The organism is Hephaestia caeni (assembly GCF_003550065.1).
Classification (GTDB): domain Bacteria; phylum Pseudomonadota; class Alphaproteobacteria; order Sphingomonadales; family Sphingomonadaceae; genus Sphingomonas; species Sphingomonas caeni_A.
The window spans coordinates 32487-48644 of sequence record NZ_QXDC01000004.1 but is presented as its reverse complement, the minus strand read 5'-3'; the positions used below and the strand labels follow the sequence as shown (position 1 = coordinate 48644).

The window sequence follows — 16158 nt, the reverse complement described above, 5'->3', positions numbered from 1 at the left end:
CGGCGCGGGTGACGCGAATCGATCCGGCGGCGATCGGGCGGCGCGGCTTCGTGCTCGCGTCGCTCGCCGCCGGGGCGTGCGCGGCGGCAGGGGTGCGGCCGAGCGGTTCGGTCGGCGGCAGCGGCAATTTTGCCGACCGGCTGACCGGGGCGATCAGCCCGGTCCATGATCCCTGCATCATCCGCCAGGGCGACACCTATCATCTGTTCTGCACCGGGCATGTGGGCGAGGGCGCGGGGGTGCTGCCGTGGCGGGTCTCGACCGACCTGATTCACTGGAGCGCGCACGGCAGCGTGTTCGATGGCCTGCCCGGCTGGGCGCAGGACGAGGTGCCGGGGACGCGCGGCATCTGGGCGCCCGACATCTCGTACAGCGACGGGCGCTATCACCTTTATTACTCGCTCTCGACCTTCGGGAAAAACCGCTCCGCGATCGCGCTGGTGACGACGCCGACGCTCGACACGGCCGACCCAGCGTTCGGCTGGCGCGACGAAGGGGTGGTGCTCCGATCGACGCCGCAAGATGATTACAACGCGATCGATGCCAATCATGTCGTTGATGCTGAGGGGCGGGTGTGGCTCGCCTTCGGCAGCTTCTGGGGCGGGTTGCAGATCGTGCCGCTCGATCCCGCGACGGGCAAGCCGCCCGCCGGTGCCAAACCGCGCACGATCGCGCGGCGGCCGATGCCCGATGCGATCGAGGCGCCGTTCATCATCCGGCGTGGCGACTTTTATTACCTGTTCGCGTCGTTCGATTTCTGCTGCCGGGGCGCGAACAGCACCTATTACACCGTGGTCGGGCGCGCGGCCAAGGCCGACGGGCCGTATGTCGACCGCGAAGGCCGATCGATGCTCAAGGGCGGCGGCATGGTGATCCTGCGCGCCGACCGCAGCGCCGGCGACCGGTTCGTCGGCCCCGGCCATTGCGCGGTGCTTCAGGACAGCGACCGCGATTATATCGTCTATCACGCCTATGACACGCAGCGCGACGGCGTGCCGACGCTGCGCATTCACCCGCTCGACTGGAGCACGGACGGCTGGCCGACGGTGGTGTAAGGAGCGGGCGTCGGACGCTCGCGTTGCTCGCGACTCACCCCCGGCCCCTCCCTTGCAGGGTGGGGAGGCGTTAGAGTGCGATGACTTTGCGTTGAGCCGCATCCTAAAACCCGTTCGTCCCCGGACTTGATCCGGGGTAGTCGAAGCACCGTACTCCGCGCCGCAAGCGATCAGCGGGCCCATCGCAGAACGGCCCCCTTCGACTGCCTGCTAAGGCAGGCGCTCAGGACAGGCTTCGACAAGCTCAGGGCGAACGGATCAATGTAAAGTCATCGCAGCCTAGGTCGCGTTGCGATCCGCCGGGCCGGGCAGGGCGCGCGTGGTATCGAGGAACGCCATGTCGACGAGGTTCGCCATCGCCTTGTGCGCGGCCTTGGCATTGCCCGCGGCGACCGCCTCGAACACGCGGCGGTGATCGGGGATGGGATCGCGGCTGAGCGGCATGTGGCGCTGCTTGAAGATCGTCGTCCATGCGACCGCCGCGCCGACGCCGCTGGTGAGCGTGACGAGGAAGGGATTGCCCGATGCCTCGAGCAGGGCGGCGTGGAAATGCTGATCGGCGGCCCGGCCTTCGGGCGAAGCGAGCGTGTGTTCGGTCATGTCGGCGAGCGCCTCGGCCATCGCGGTAACCTGCGCCTCGGTGCGGCGCTGCGCGGCGAGCGCGGCGGCCTCCGGCTCGACGATCTTGCGCAGCTCGAACAGGCTGGCGAGCAGATCGTCGCCGGGCTCGAATTCGAAAATCCACGACAGCACGTCGGGATCGAGCAGATGCCATTTCGCCCGCGGGCTGACGCGCGTGCCTGTTTTGGGGCGCGATTCGACCAGCCCCTTGGCGGCGAGGATGCGCACCGCCTCGCGATAGGCGGTGCGCGAGACGCGCAGCCGGTCGCTCGCCTCGACCTCGCCGTTGAGCACCTCACCGGGCTGGAACTGGCCCGAGACGATGCGGATGCCGATATCGCGCGCGATCGTGCCGTGGATACGCAGCAGCTTGCGCCCCTCGGGGGTGTCGATGATCGTGGTGGTGCGGGCGCGCGACGGCATATTTCTCCCTTAGCGTGGACCGACCTGAAGACAAAGCTGCCGCGTCATGCCGGGATCGTCGTAAAGACGTTCCATGACAGCGGTTTAAGCGTAGCCGTTAGCACGCCATCTGTGAGCGCGGCCTTGGGATGAGCGACGGGGGTGACGCGATCGGGCGCGTCCTTCGTATTGGTCGCCTCCAGATCGCGATGGTGCAGTTCGTCCGCGCTGGCAAGCCGGCGCGTGCCCATGTTGCGCAATTCGGCGGTGAGCGTCATCTCCTCATCGAGGCTGCGGTTGAGCGCGAACAGCGTTGCGGCGCCGGTATCGGGATCGTGGACGACCGCGGTGACGAGCAGCGGCGCGGCCTGCTGGTTGCCGGCGGTGAAGGTGCCGGTATCGACCTTCAAGCGCAGCGCGTTGCCGCGGGCGTGGCGCGAGGCCTGCGCGAACGGGTGGAAGATCGTCTGCCGCCACGCCGGGCCGCCGGTTTCGGTCATGATCGGGGCGATCACGTTGACGAGCTGCGCGAGGCACGCCGCTTTCACGCGATCGGCGTGGTTGATCATGGTGAGCAGCGCGCCGCCGATGACCAGCGCGTCTTCCATATTGTAGATTTCCTCGAGCAGCGGCGGCGCCTCGGGCCAGCCCACCCCGCGCAATTGCTCGCCTGAGCGCGCGCGATACCAGACGTTCCATTCGTCGAGCGAGAGCATGATTCGCTTGGGGGACCGGCGCTTGGCGGCAACCGCATCGGCGATCGCGGTGACCTCTGTGATGAAGCTTTCGAGATCGTCGATCGCGGTCAGGAAGCGATCGACCTCATGTTCGTGATTCTCGAAATACTGGTGGAGCGAGATGTAATCGACTTGCTCGAAACAATGATCGAGCACCTCATATTCCCACGCGCCGAAGCTGGGCATCGTGCGCGCCGAGGAGCCGCACGCGGCGAGCTGGAGGCCGTCCGACGTCCAGCGCATCATCTTGGCGGTTTCGGTGGCGATGCGGCCATATTCCTCGGCGGTCTTGGCGCCGGTTTGCCAGGGGCCGTCCATCTCGTTGCCGAGGCACCAGAATTTGATGTCGTGCGGCGCCTCATAGCCGTGGCTCCGCCGCAGATCGGCATAATGGGTGCCGCCGGGGTGGTTGCAATATTCGAGGAAATTCTGCGCCTCGGCGGCCCCGCGCGTGCCGAGGTTGACCGCGAACATCGGCTCGATGTCGGCGGCCTTGCACCAGTCCATGAACTCGTTGGTGCCGAACTGGTTGGTCTCGGTCGACCCCCAGGCGAGGTCGAGGCGGACAGGGCGCTGGTCCTTCGGGCCGACGCCATCCTCCCAATCATAGCCCGAGACGAAATTGCCGCCGGGATAGCGCACGATCGTGGGGCCAAGCTCACGGATCAGCGCGAGCACGTCGCCGCGGAAGCCGTTGGCGTCGGCGGTCGCATGGCCGGGCTCGTAGATGCCGCCATAGACGCAGCGGCCGAGATGCTCGACGAAGCTGCCGAAGACGTGGCGGGCGACGGGGGCGATCACGAAATCGGCGTCGGCGATGACATGGGATGAGAGCATGGTCGGTTAAAATCCTAGATATGCTGGAGGATGTCGTTCACGCGCCGCTCCATGTCGGCGAGCGCCTGATCGATCGACTTGTTGCCCGCGATCGCGGCGGCGGCTTCCTGGCCGACGACGGTTTCGATCGGGAACTGGCGGCGGATTTGTTTCGGAAGCGGCGTCGCGGTGTGGGCGATCTCGGCGAGCGCCGCGCGGTGCGGCAGTGCGCGCCATTTGGGGCTGTCGATCACAGCAGCGAATGCGGGCATGTGGCCGGTGCGCGCCCAATCCGCATCATGCGCGGCGAAGAATTTGAGGAAGCGCAGCACCGCTTCGTGCTCGGCCAGGGTGCGTTCGGGATTGTGCGGCATCACCCAATTGTGGCCGTCGGCGAAGGTCACGTTGCGCTGGAAGAGTTGAGGGTAGGGGAAGACGGCATAGCCGTTGTGGAGCGCGCTGTCCGGGTTGCGCGAGGCGGTATCGAAATCCTGCACCATCCAGGTGCCGACGAGGAACACGCCGCCGCCGCCGTTCAGGAAGCTCGCCACCGCCGCGCTGTAATCCTGATTCTGCGTGGTGAGATCGCGCGCGCGGATTTGCTTGAACAATTCGAGCGCGCGGTGCGCGGCGGGGGTGCGGAAATTGGCGTGGCGCGCGTCGGTGAACAGCGGCACGCCCTGCTGCATGACGAAGGTGTAGAAATTGCGCGTGTAGCTCGCATATTCGTTGGCGGTCGCCTGCACCAGATAGGGTTTGCCGGTGCGGCGCTCGAACTGTTCGGCCTGCGCGAGCAGTTCCTCGGGCGAGCGGGGGAGGACGGGCTGGCCGTTCCGCATAAGCCCGGCCTTGCGGAACAGGTTGGTGTTGACGTGCCAGAGCATCGTCCAGCTATCGAGCGGCAGGCCCCAGATTTTCCCGTCGATCGTCACCGCACGGCGGGCGGCGTCGGTGAACTGATCGGGCGTGATTCCGACCGTCGCGAGATCGCCGCCCACGGGATCGAGCAGGCCGCGCGCCTGATAATCGGCGATCACCGATCCGTGCATCGTCACCAGATCGGGCGCGTCATTGGCGGCGAGCTGGGCGGTGAGCTGATCGTAGCCTGGCCAGAAGACGATGTTCTCGACCACGCGGATGTCGGGATTGTCGGCCTCGAACCTGTTGATGATCGAGGTCATGATCCCGCATTCGCCCTCGGCTGCGGCGACATCGGTGTTGCGGCCGTATTCGGCCTCGCATGCGCCGAAGAAACGCTGGACGACGAGCGTGGTGCGATCGTCATGGGTCGCGCCGCCGCACGAGGCGACGAGGAGCGCGAGCGCAAGGAGCGCGAGCGGCCTCATCGGCCTGCCGCTCCGGCGACCGCCTGGACGATATATTTCTGGAAGAACAGATAGACGATCAGGATCGGCAGCCCCGCAAGCACCGCCTGCGCCATCAGGAAGCCGAGCCCCTCGGTCTGCGCGAAATTCATCTGGGTGGAGGCGATGCCGACCGTCAGCGTGAACATCTGCTTGTTAGTCGCCGAAATGAGCGGCCACCAATAATCGTTCCAGGCGGAGAGGAAGGTGAAGATGCCGAGCGTCGCTTGTGCGGGGATGGTGAGCGGCAGCAGCACCTTCCAGAAGATCTTGAAGCGCGAGGCGCCGTCGAGCAGCGCGGCCTCATCGATGTCGCGGGGGATCGCGCGGAAATATTGCGTCATCAGGAACACGCCGAACGGCGCCGACAGGCCCGGCAGGATTAGCGCGCCGTAGGTGTTGTGCATCGAGACGAGGCTGAGCATCTGGTGGCGCGCGATAATCACTGCCTGTTCGGGCACCGCAAGGCCGAGCAGCACGATCACGAACAGCACCGATCGCCCCGGAAAGTCGAGCCGCGCGAAGCCGTAGCCCGCCAGACTCGACAGAATCAGCACCCCCGCCGTCATGCCCAGCGATACGATCAGGCTGTTCATGATCCAGCGGAACACCTGCCCATCACCGAACAGCGTGCGATAATTGGCGAGCGTATAGGGCAGGCTGAACACCGAATTGGTATCCGCCATCAGCGCCGCATTGGCCTTGAACGACAGCGCGAGCACCCAGAACAGCGGCACCATCATCAGCACCGCGGCGATGACGATCAGCGTGAGTGCAACCGGGTGGGTGCGACCGAAACGCATCAGCGGGCCTCCCGGCGCGAGGACAGCCAATATTGCACCATCGCCGCGATCAGGATCATCGCGAACAGCACCTGAGCTGCGGCCGAGGCATAGCCAAGCTCCCACTGCCGCCACCCGGTCTCGTAGATGAACAGCACGATCGGGCGGGTCGCGTTGTTGGGGCCGCCCAATGTCATCAACTGCGGCTGGCCGAAGAGTTGGAACTGGAGGATCACCTCGATGATGATGACGAGCGCGAAGGTGCGCCGGATCGCGGGGAGGGTGATCCGCGTCAGCGTCCGCCAGCGCGAGGCGTTGTCGAGCGCGGCGGCCTCGTACAGCGCGCGCGGCACCTGCTGGAGCGCGGCGAGGAACAGCACCATCGGCAGCCCGATGCACCACCAGATCGTGGTGATCGCGATCGCGGGCATCGCCAGCGTCTCGTCGTTGAGGAACGCGATCGGCGTGCCGCCAAGCGCGCGGGTGACGACCGAGAGCAGCCCGCTGTCGGGCAGGAACACCAGCCGCCACACCAATGTCACCACCGTCACCGACAGCACCGTCGAGGCGAAGAAGATCGTCCGCAGCACCGCCGCCCAGCGCGCCTGCCGATTGAGCACCAGCGCCAGTGCGAGCCCGAGCACCGCGAGCAGCGGCACCGTCAGCAGAACGAAATAGAAGGTGTTCCAGACGGTTTGGAGGAAGATCGGATCACCGAACAGCCGCACGAAATTGGTGAGGCCGACAAAGCCTTCGGTGCCGAACAGGTCGCTTTTGGTGGTCGACAGCCACATGCCCCACGCCAGCGGCACGACGATCATCGCGACGAACACGATCAGATAGGGCAGCACGAACAAGGCGTTCGTCCAATCCGTCGCGCGGCGGCGCCGAGGCGTAAGGGACGCCATCAGCCGCGCTGCGCCGGATGGTGGCCGAGACCGTCGGCATCGAACAAATGCGCGCGTTCGGGCTGGACCGCGAGGCCGATGCGATCGCCGGGGCGTACCGCCGACAGCCCGCTATCCTCGGCGACGATCGGGGTGCCGTCATCGAGCACGACGTGGAGCAGCGTGCGTTCGCCAAGCCGCTCGACCACCTGCACGCGCGCGGCGAGCGGGGCGCCGTCGAGCGCGGCGGGGCGGATACATTCGGGGCGCAGCCCGAGTGTCATAGCGCCCGCGGGCAAATCGGCCGCGGCAACGGCGGTGTCGATGATCGCGCCGTTCGCCAGCCGGACGCGGGTCATTTCGCCCGCCGCCTCGACCGTCACCGGCAGCAGGTTGATTTTGGGCGATCCGACGAAGCTGGCGACGAATTCGGTGCGCGGGGTGAGGTAGATGTCCATCGGGCTGCCGACCTGTTCGATCCCGCCCTGGTTGAGCACGACGATCCGATCGGCGAGCGTCATCGCCTCGACCTGATCGTGGGTGACGAAGATCATCGTCGTGCCGAGACGTTGATGAAGCTGCGCGATCTCGAGCCGGGTGCGCATCCTGAGCGCGGCGTCGAGGTTCGACAGCGGTTCATCGAGCAGGAACAGATCGGGTTGCTTGACGATCGCGCGCGCGATCGCGACGCGCTGCTGCTGGCCGCCCGAAAGCTGCGTCGATTTGCGATCGAGCAGGGGCATGATTTCGAGCGCGTCGGCGGCGGCGGCGACGCGGCGGTCGATCTCGTCGGCAGGCACATGCGCGTTGCGCAAGCCGAACGCCATATTCTCGCGCACGCTCATATGCGGGTAGAGCGCATATTGCTGGAACACCATCGCCACGCCGCGCGCGCCGGGGGCCAAATGATCGACGCGGCGCGCGCCGATGCGGATTTCGCCGCCGTCGACGGTTTCGAGCCCGGCGATCATCCTGAGCAACGTGGATTTACCGCAGCCGGACGGGCCGAGGAACACCACGAACTCGCCCGCCGCTATCGTTAGCGACAGCCGATCGATCACGGTCACCGCGCCGTATCGCTTGCTCACTCCATCCAGCACGACGCCCGACAAACGATCCTCCCCATCTTTATTTGTCTGAGTAATGAAGGCAGGGTGCGAGGACGTCAACCGTCAGTTTGCTCTTCTTTCGGGATTCCTCAACGGCACGCGCGCGAGCCGATCGCCGCCGGGGGATGCCGGCGGGCGTGCCCTCGGTCGATATCGGCGATGCACTCCCTTGATCAGGACGGAATTCCGGGCGCGCGTTGGCGCTCGGGGTGCCGGCATTCGGGTGTCCGCCGCGCGTGCCCGGTGTGGCCTGCGCGCCACAGTATTCCGCCTGTAATCCAGCCGGCCGTCCTATTGATCATATATATATTTGCAACAGAGAGGGGATTTGCTAAGCCGACTTGGCGCCCCCGCACCCAGCTTTCGGGGATGCGCAGGGGAGGAATGATGAAAATTTGGCGTTCGGCGCTGCTGATCAGCGCATCGACTCTTGCGGCCTCGCAGGCCTTCGCACAGGCCGTGGGCCAGGATCAGGCCGATGCGCCGGCGGCGTCGCAAGCCAGCCTGTCGGGCGAACCGGCGGAGGACGCCATCGTCGTCACCGGCATCCGTTCGTCGCTGGAACGCGCCGCCGAGGTCAAGCAGAATGCCGTCCAGGTGGTCGATTCGATCGTCGCGGAGGATATCGGCAAGCTGCCCGATCCGACCACCGCCGCCGCACTCCAGCGTGTGCCCGGCGTCCAGGTTTCCAACGATCGCGACAACGAACTGTCGAACGTCAAGATTCGCGGCCTGTCCGATATCTCGACGACGGTCGACGGGCGCGAGGTCTTCACCACCACCGGCCGCGCGTTCGATCTCAAGGATCTGCCCGCGCAGGCGTTGAAGCGCGTCGACGTGTTCAAGTCGCAGACCGCCGATCAGATCGAAGGCGGCGTGGCGGGCGCGATCGACCTGAGGCTCAACAAGCCGTTCGATTTCCACAAGCCGACGCTCGTCTTCAACGTGCGCGAAAACTATGTGACGCGGCTGAACCGGGGTAATCCGCAGATCGGCGCGCTGGCGACCGACCGGTTCGATACCGGCATCGGCGAGATCGGCGTGCTGGTGAACGCGACCTGGTCGCATGCCGCCAACGAACGCAGCAACAGCAACCTGGGCAATCGGCGCAGCTCGGCGGGCAACCCGATCAACCAGGGGAATTACCTGATCCCCGAAGTCAGCCGGAACATGCCCAATGTCGGCTCGGTCACGCGCTGGCAGGCCAATGCCGCCCTCCAATGGCAGGCGACCCCGTCGCTTCAGGCCTATGTCGACGGTCTCTACACCTATTTCCGGACGACATCGGGTTTCGCGGGCTTCAATCCCTCGCCCTTTGTCAGTGGCAAGGATTTGACGCTCTCGAACGTGGTCGCGACCGACGACTGTTTCGACGCCCGCGTCACCGCCGGCGGCACCAACCCCAACATCATCAACAATGCGGATGGCACCCACTCGCTCCAGCCCTTCACGGTGCAAACGGTGTGCAACGTCAAGAGCGTCCGCTTCAACAACATCATCATCAACCAAAACTCGTCCTCGATCCGCCTGACCCAGCGCAACAAGATGGTCGGCGGCGGGCTGCGCTACGATCAGGACGGCACCAAGCTCAATTTCGATCTCGCCTATGAGACATCGGAGAGCTTCAACGAGGGCATTAACGCCGAAGCCGGCCAGCGCGTGCCCTGGGTCGATGTGGAGACCGACGTGGACGGCGGCCCGAGCTTCACGGTCGGCGATCAATATCCGATGAATACAGATCTTTATCTGCGCAATTCGTTCAACCAGAATTTCACGCTGAACACCGGATCGCTGATCCAGGCCAGGCTCGACGGCGAGCAGGATTTCGACGGTATCCTGAGCAAGATCAGGACCGGCTTCCGTTTCGCCCGGCGCGAGGCAGTCAGCCAGAACGTGCAGCAGACGAACAAGATTGGCGAACTCAAGCAGTTCGGCCCCAACGGCTGCAAGAATCAGGAAGCGTCGCAGGCGGAGGCGTGTCTGGTATCGTCGCTGGGCCTGTCGCCCGATTTCATCGGCACGATCGGCTATGCGCCGCGGCTGAACGGCGGCACTAATTTCGTCGGCCCCAATCCGGCCTATCTGCGCTCAGAGGAAGGGCGCAACGAATTGCGTGCGCTGTACGGCCTGGCGCTCAGCCAGCCCGATTACGATCCGACCCACGAGTTCGACGCCACCGAGACGAGTTACGCCACCTACGCGATGGGCGATTACGATTTCCCCCTGGGATCGGACATTTCGCTCGACGGCACGGTGGGCGTTCGCGTGATCAAGACCGATCGCACGATCAGTTCCTTCCGCGCGGAGGATAACGGCGATCTGACCAAGGTCACCGCCCATACCAGCGACGTCGATATTCTGCCGAGCGCGACGGCGCGGGTGAAGTTCCCCGGCGGCTTCCAGCTACGTGCCGGTTATTCACGCACGATGCGGCGGCCGGATTTCGGCTCGCTCAATCCGGTGCGCAAGCTGAATTATGTCGGCAACCCGATCCTGATCAACAACGGGAGCCAGGGCAATCCCGACCTGAAACCGCAGAAATCGAACAGTTTCGATGCCTCGGCGGAATATTATTTCCACAGCGGGTTCGTTGCGCTGACCGGTTTCTATCGCACCATCCAGGACCGCGTCGTCAGTTCCGCGTCGCAGCAGCAGATCGACGGCGAGAATTTCATCATCTCGACGCCGCGCAACGTCGGCAGCGTGAAGCTGAAGGGGATCGAGACCAGCGGCCAGTATTTCTTCGATTTCCTGCCCGGCGACCTTTCCGGCCTCGGCGTGCTGGGCGCCTTCACCTACGTGGATTCGGAGATTCGGGGGGACGATCCGCTGTCGGGCTATCCGCTCCAGGGCGTCTCCAAATATAATTACACGGTGGGCGGCGTTTTCGACAAGGGCGGGTTGAGCGCGCGGCTGGTCTATACGTTCCGCTCGAAATATTATGACGGCGACATCACGGGCAGCACCAACGTGCGGCCGTACGATCAGAGCCGCCCGGTCGACGACCCCTATCTGCCGACGCTGCTGACCTATACCCGGCCCGCCGGCCGGCTCGATTTCAGCATCGGTTACGACGTGACGCCGCAATTCCACATCGATGTCGGCGGCAGCAACATCCTGCGGAACGAGACCAAGACCTATATCGGCCAATCCTTCATCAACGGCGAGGTTTTCGGCGACGAGACGACCTATACGATCGGCGTGCGGGTACGGCTCTAAATCGACGTCGAGGGCAAACGGAAAAAAGGAGGAGAAGGGCGATGGAGCGGCGTGACTTTCTGAGGCAGGTATCCGGCGGCGCGCTGGCGACGGTGCTGGCGGGCGGCACGGGAATGGCCGCGGCCGCCGCGCCGGGCGCGCGCGCGCAGAGGGCGCCGGCAAGGCGCAAGGCCGGTGCCGCGGGGCGGCCGAACGTCATCATCCTGATCACCGACCAGACGAGCGCCGGGCTCACCAAGCGATCGGGCTACAAGTTCGACACCTCGCCGACGCTCGATCGCCTTGCGGCGAACGGCGTGGATTTCCGCCGCGCCTATTGCACGATTCCCGCCTGCGTCCCGAGCCGCACATCGATGCTGACCGGTCGCTGGCCGCAGGCCACGCGCGTGCGGATGAACCTCGATCCGCAGGACGCCTTCTTTTCGCAGGACGTCTACCAGGTCGCACACGATCAGGGCTATCGCACTGCGCTGTGCGGCAAGAACCATACGTACAAGACCGCGCAGGGCGTCGATTTCTGGCGCCAGTACGATCACAACAAGGGGTATAAGGCGCCCGGCGCGTCGGCCGACATCGCCGGGTTCGAGAAATGGATGGACGAGTTGGACTTCAACGTCGCGCTCGAGCCCGCGCCGTTCCCGCTTGAGACGCAGCTTCCCTATCGCATCGTTTCCGACGCGATCGAATTCATGCGCACGACACGCGACCAGCCCTTCTTCATGCAGGTCTCGATCCCCGAGCCGCACGATCCCGAACAGGTGCCGCATCCCTATTGGGACATGTTCCCGCCCGACGAGATCCCTGAGCGTTGCGCGGGCCGCGAGGCGCTGGAGAGGCTCGGCTATCGCGCCAACTGGCTCGATCGGCTCCAGCGCGCGGGTTTTCCCGACACCGAGAAGGTCTGGCGGCGCTACGTCTCCAACTATATCGGCGCGCTGCGCATGATCGACGATCAGGTCGCACGTATGCTCGACTTCATGGACAAGCAGGGGCTGCTCGACAACACGATCATCGTGCGTGTGGCGGACCACGGCGATTATCTGATGGAATACGGGCTGGCGCGAAAAGGCGTGGGGTTGCCCGAGCTGCTGACGCACATCCCGATGATCTGGAACGGCCCCGGCATCAAGCCGCGTCCCGAGGTCGGCGAAACGGCCTTCGTGTCGATGGCGGACGTGATGCCGACGATCTGCGAGGCGATGGGCGCCGAGATTCCGCCGGGGGTGCAGGGACGGAGCCTGCTGCCGCTGCTGAAGGGTGAGGATTTCCCGGCCGAGGAATTCCGCAGCATCACTGCCCAAGTCGGCGTGGGCGGGCTCTATTACGATGAGAAGGACGATATCCCGGTCACGGTCAGCCGCGGCACGGGCGGGCATTGGGACGAACTCAACGGCATCACCCAAAGCGGCAACGCGCAGATGGTGCGGATGGGCGACTGGAAGCTGATCTACGACATGATGGGCTACGGCCAGCTCTACAACCTCAAGACCGATCCGTGCGAATTGACGAACCTGTTCAACCAGCCGCAGCACGCCGCCGACCAGGCGACAATGATGGCCGAACTGGCGATGTGGACGATCCGCAACCAGGACAGCCTGCCGACCGGCCCGCAGAACAACAAGTATCGAACCAAATGGGCGCGTCCACATAATTGGTACGCACCATATCGGCATGGCACTGCGCCGACGGCCTTCATTCCCTGAGGCTGAGGGTAGAACGGCGCCATCGCCGTGACGGCGCCGTTCTACGGTTATGATCGAGACGCAAACCGCCACGGCGTTTCGACCAGTGGAATGAGGCGTGATAGCGCGTCTCTTGCGGCTGTCGCGGCATTATCGTCCGCGTGGAGGATTCATGCCGATAACCCAGGAGATGGTTCGCGCCTTGTCCGCGGACCTTTACAGTTGGTCGTTGCGGAAGGTGCCCGATGATACGCATGCCGCCCTGGCACGGGCGCAAGTATCGGAACCGGACGCGCGTGCGCGAGAGACGCTGAAGTTCATGCTCGCCAGCGCGGAACGCGCCGAGCGGGACGACAAATTCCTGTGTTCCGATTCCGGTATTCCGGTCTTTTTCGTGAGGATCGGGGCGCAGGCCGTCATGTCGGGCGATATCCGGCAGGCGTTTGTCGACGGCTTCGATGATCTGGTGCGCACCATCGAGCCACCGATTTTGAAATTCGTGACGAACCCGCTGACGAACGAACGCGGCTATCGCGGCAAGGACATGCCGATCGTCTCCTACGATTTTACCGACGGCGATTGCATCGACATCACCTGTTCGCCGAAATCGCTGGGATCGGGCCGGTGGGCGGCGCTCGAGATTTTCAGCTATCCCACGCTCGAGACGATCGAAACCTATGTCATGGATGTCGTGATGAACGCCGCCGGCCAGCATTGTCCGCCGGTGGTGATCGGCGTGGGCATCGGCGGCAGCTTCGATCGCGCGGCCGCGATCGCCAAGAAGGCGACGTTGCGCCCGATCGGCTCGACGAACGACGAACCCGTGTTGCGGGATATGGAAGGCAGGTTGCTCGCCGCCGTCAACGCGACCGGATTCGGCCCGATGGGGTTGGGCGGGCAGACGACCGCCCTCGCCGTTCACGTCGATTATTCGGCGGGACACGGCTTCACGCCGGTGGCCGTGTGCTTCAACTGCTGGATCAACCGGCGCACCCGCGCACGGATTTACAACTCGGGCGTCGTGGAGCGGTTGGAGTAGCGCATGGCGATGCTTCCCCGTGTGCAACTGCCGCTCTCGCCTGATGCGGCGCGGCGCCTAAAGCTCGGTGATGTCGTGCTTGCCGATGGCGAAGCCGTCATCACCGCGGGGCTGCCCACGCATGAGCGTATCGTACGATATCTGGACGAGGCTCTGCCGCTTCCCCTCGAGTTGCGCGGCCAAGCATTTTTTCATCTCGGTTTGTGCGAGGCGGCGGAAGGCGGCGACACCACGCCGCTCTACGTCAATCCCACCACGAGCACGCGCTTCGCCGCTCAATTGCCGACCATGATCCGCCGCCTCGGGTTGACGACCGTTGCCGGCAAAGGCGGGCTGGACCAGGCATCGGTCGATGCGATGGCGGCACAGGGGTGCGTCTATATGGCGATCGTGGGCGGCGCGGCCCCGCTGCTGACAGCGGCCATAACGGAGGTCGTCGAGACCGGATGGGATGACCTCATCGCGCAATTCCGGCTGACCCGTATTCGCTTTCGGGGCTTTGGGCCGCTGACGATCGCGATCGATGCCCACGGCGGCAATCTGTACGGCCAGCTCGCGGATGTGGCACGCCAGCGGCTGCCGGCTATTCTTTCCGGCATGGCGGGACGACGCGATCCGCTGGGGCGGAATGATCGCACGCCGATCGTGCCGCATGACGAAATGCCCAGGACGCGCCCGTGAGCCCGGAGGTGTGACTCGCTATCCTTCGCGCGAAGGAGAGCCGCCATACCAACCAGCGCCAACGCCGCTCCGTTCGAGCCGCCATTGTTTAGCTGTGATACGCATTGCCATATCTTTGGCCCGGCAACCCGTTTTCCGTTCGCCGCCGATCGCAAATACGATCCCGCGGATTCACCGAAGGAAGTGCTGGCGGCGCTCCATCGCGGGCTCGGGATCGACCGGGCCGTCGTCATCCAGGCGAGCGCCCACGGCACCGACAACCGCGCCATGCTCGATGCGCTGGCGTGGCGGCCGGATGCCTATCGCGGGGTCGCGATCATCGACAGCACGATCGACGATCGCACGCTGGAGCAGATGAACGAGGCCGGCGTTCGCGGCATCAGGTTCAATTTCGTCAAATCGCTGGGCGGTTATCCCGATCCCGGCGAGTTTCGCGCGGCGGTCGCGCGAGCCGCCAGCCTGGATTGGCACATTGTGTTCCATTTGAAGGGGGAGGATATCCTGGAACTTCGCGACGAGATCGCCAGTCTCGACGTGCCGTTCGTGATCGATCATATGGGCCGCGTGGAAACCGGGCTCGGCCTCGGCCAGCCGGCTTTCCGGGCGCTGCTCGACCTGGTTCGCCGCGACAATGGCTGGGTGAAGCTGTCTTGCGCGGAGCGGATGGCGCCGTCGCCCTACCGCGCGGCCGTGCCGTTCGCGCGCGCGCTCCTGGAAGCCGCCCCCGACCGCGCCTTGTGGGGCTCCGACTTTCCCCATCCCAATCTTGCCGATCCTGTCGACAATGCTGATCTGGTTCAGCTCATCCCACAGTTCGCGCCGACACCAGACGAGCGCCATCGGTTGCTGGTCGCCAATCCCGCGGCGCTGTACGGCTTCGTTTGAACGCGGTTGGGGTCGCCTGGTGCGGGCGCGCGTCTCGTCATCGCGCTATCGCCGTTAAGCGAGGTCCTCGATACGCGCGCCGATCTCGGCGGCGGTCTTCTTCAGGCTGGTCGCGAACGCCTTGAGATCGGTCTGCGAGACGCCCACGCGAAAATAGGTCAGGCCGATCGTCGCGGCGACGCGGTTCCGAACCATGATCGGCACGGCCACGGTATCGGAATTGCGAGGCTCAACGCCTGGATCACGATGGGCGAACCCGTTTTTGCGCGCGATATTGACGCGGCGGTCGAGCCAGCCCGATTCGCGTTCTCCGAGCAAGGTCTTGTCGGCCTCGTCGAGCTGCTTGAGGAGAAGCTTTTGCTCGCTGTTCGAGCAGAAGGCGAAATAGGCGAGGCCCAGCGCGCGGGAAATCAGCCCCATGCGCAGGTTGAGCGACGAATGAAACGGAGAGATCGTGCTATCCGGAATCGTGCTGAACCGGATGACGACGGCGTTCTGATCCAGCAGCCCGACGCCCGTCGGCCAGCCGAATTTCCGGGTCAGGGCGATCGCCCAGGGCTTGGCCATCTCCACCACCATAGGATCATCATGGTAGCCGCAGCTCAGCGAATTGACGCGCGCGGTGACGCTGTAGCCGCTTTGTCGGTGATCGCTCGAGATATACCCTTCGGCGACAAGCGTCTTGAGCATCCGCACGATCGTCGGCTTGGGGAGCGACGTTTCCTTGTGGAGCTGGGCAACCGAACTGACGTTGCGCCGATTCAGCGATTCAAGAAGCCTGAGCGCCCGGACCACCGATTGGACATGGCCATCCTTGCGTCCAGCGCAGCCCATGTCCTGCGGGTCGGGTTCGGAAAGGCCGGGTTGCATATTCCTCCA

General features: G+C 64.8%; 13 protein-coding genes. 6 read left to right on the top strand and 7 right to left on the bottom strand.

Features of this window, described 5'->3' with window-relative positions:
- Positions 1–8: 8 nt before the first annotated feature.
- A complete protein-coding gene (locus DFR49_RS14690; RefSeq protein WP_245968590.1) occupies positions 9–1055 on the top strand; it encodes an arabinan endo-1,5-alpha-L-arabinosidase in 1047 nt (348 codons plus the stop codon).
- 279 nt (positions 1056–1334) lie between these two features.
- Here DFR49_RS14690 and DFR49_RS14685 read toward each other — a convergent pair whose 3' ends face one another.
- The 6 genes from DFR49_RS14685 to DFR49_RS14660 are packed head-to-tail and all read right to left on the bottom strand — an operon-like array spanning position 1335 to position 7764.
- The gene (locus tag DFR49_RS14685; protein ID WP_119036487.1) at positions 1335–2099 is read right to left on the bottom strand and encodes a FadR/GntR family transcriptional regulator; all 765 of its coding nucleotides are present in this window, start codon (positions 2097–2099) and stop codon (positions 1335–1337) included.
- A 44-nt stretch (positions 2100–2143) separates the two neighbouring features.
- Complete coding sequence (arfA, locus tag DFR49_RS14680; RefSeq protein WP_119036486.1) at positions 2144–3652, bottom strand: arabinosylfuranosidase ArfA; 1509 nt, start codon at positions 3650–3652, stop codon at positions 2144–2146.
- Positions 3653–3666: 14 nt separating this feature from the next.
- Positions 3667–4977 (bottom strand): extracellular solute-binding protein, encoded by a 1311-nt coding sequence (locus tag DFR49_RS14675; protein WP_119036485.1) that lies wholly within the window; start codon positions 4975–4977, stop codon positions 3667–3669.
- Positions 4974–5798: a carbohydrate ABC transporter permease gene (locus tag DFR49_RS14670; protein WP_119037223.1), complete on the bottom strand. Its 825-nt coding sequence runs from the start codon at positions 5796–5798 to the stop codon at positions 4974–4976. Before DFR49_RS14670 ends, DFR49_RS14675 begins: the two co-directional genes overlap by 4 nt.
- Entirely contained in the window at positions 5798–6685 is an 888-nt protein-coding gene (locus DFR49_RS14665) for a carbohydrate ABC transporter permease (protein WP_119036484.1), read from the bottom strand. The genes DFR49_RS14670 and DFR49_RS14665 overlap by 1 nt, the downstream gene beginning before the upstream one ends.
- Positions 6685–7764 carry an ABC transporter ATP-binding protein gene (locus tag DFR49_RS14660; protein ID WP_281271801.1) on the bottom strand — a complete coding sequence of 360 codons (1080 nt, stop codon included), beginning with the start codon at positions 7762–7764 and terminating at the stop codon, positions 6685–6687. Before DFR49_RS14660 ends, DFR49_RS14665 begins: the two co-directional genes overlap by 1 nt.
- A 396-nt stretch (positions 7765–8160) precedes the next feature.
- Between DFR49_RS14660 and DFR49_RS14655 the strand changes: the two genes are divergently transcribed.
- From DFR49_RS14655 to DFR49_RS14635, 5 genes are all read left to right on the top strand, one after another.
- A complete protein-coding gene (locus DFR49_RS14655) occupies positions 8161–10992 on the top strand; it encodes a TonB-dependent receptor (protein ID WP_119037222.1) in 2832 nt (943 codons plus the stop codon).
- Positions 10993–11033: 41 nt separating this feature from the next.
- Positions 11034–12695 carry a sulfatase family protein gene (locus DFR49_RS14650; RefSeq protein WP_119036482.1) on the top strand — a complete coding sequence of 554 codons (1662 nt, stop codon included), beginning with the start codon at positions 11034–11036 and terminating at the stop codon, positions 12693–12695.
- 151 nt (positions 12696–12846) lie between these two features.
- Positions 12847–13713 carry a fumarate hydratase gene (locus tag DFR49_RS14645; protein WP_119036481.1) on the top strand — a complete coding sequence of 289 codons (867 nt, stop codon included), beginning with the start codon at positions 12847–12849 and terminating at the stop codon, positions 13711–13713.
- Between the two features lie 3 nt (positions 13714–13716).
- A complete protein-coding gene (locus DFR49_RS14640; RefSeq protein ID WP_211325910.1) occupies positions 13717–14394 on the top strand; it encodes a fumarate hydratase C-terminal domain-containing protein in 678 nt (225 codons plus the stop codon).
- Between the two features lie 84 nt (positions 14395–14478).
- Positions 14479–15279, top strand: a complete 801-nt coding sequence (locus DFR49_RS14635) for an amidohydrolase family protein (RefSeq protein ID WP_211325909.1) — start codon at positions 14479–14481, stop codon at positions 15277–15279.
- Between the two features lie 54 nt (positions 15280–15333).
- Here DFR49_RS14635 and DFR49_RS14630 read toward each other — a convergent pair whose 3' ends face one another.
- Positions 15334–16149 carry a helix-turn-helix domain-containing protein gene (locus tag DFR49_RS14630; protein WP_119036479.1) on the bottom strand — a complete coding sequence of 272 codons (816 nt, stop codon included), beginning with the start codon at positions 16147–16149 and terminating at the stop codon, positions 15334–15336.
- Positions 16150–16158: the final 9 nt, after the last annotated feature.

Bases quoted from the DNA above. Each gene is read 5' to 3' on its own strand.
- DFR49_RS14685 (WP_119036487.1), bottom strand. From the start codon at position 2,099: ATGCCGTCGCGCGCCCGCACCACCACGATCATCGACACCCCCGAGGGG.
- arfA (WP_119036486.1), bottom strand. From the start codon at position 3,652: ATGCTCTCATCCCATGTCATCGCCGACGCCGATTTCGTGATCGCCCCC.
- DFR49_RS14675 (WP_119036485.1), bottom strand. From the start codon at position 4,977: ATGAGGCCGCTCGCGCTCCTTGCGCTCGCGCTCCTCGTCGCCTCGTGC.
- DFR49_RS14670 (WP_119037223.1), bottom strand. From the start codon at position 5,798: ATGCGTTTCGGTCGCACCCACCCGGTTGCACTCACGCTGATCGTCATC.
- DFR49_RS14665 (WP_119036484.1), bottom strand. From the start codon at position 6,685: ATGGCGTCCCTTACGCCTCGGCGCCGCCGCGCGACGGATTGGACGAAC.
- DFR49_RS14655 (WP_119037222.1), top strand. From the start codon at position 8,161: ATGAAAATTTGGCGTTCGGCGCTGCTGATCAGCGCATCGACTCTTGCG.
- DFR49_RS14650 (WP_119036482.1), top strand. From the start codon at position 11,034: ATGGAGCGGCGTGACTTTCTGAGGCAGGTATCCGGCGGCGCGCTGGCG.
- DFR49_RS14645 (WP_119036481.1), top strand. From the start codon at position 12,847: ATGCCGATAACCCAGGAGATGGTTCGCGCCTTGTCCGCGGACCTTTAC.
- DFR49_RS14640 (WP_211325910.1), top strand. From the start codon at position 13,717: ATGGCGATGCTTCCCCGTGTGCAACTGCCGCTCTCGCCTGATGCGGCG.
- DFR49_RS14630 (WP_119036479.1), bottom strand. From the start codon at position 16,149: ATGCAACCCGGCCTTTCCGAACCCGACCCGCAGGACATGGGCTGCGCT.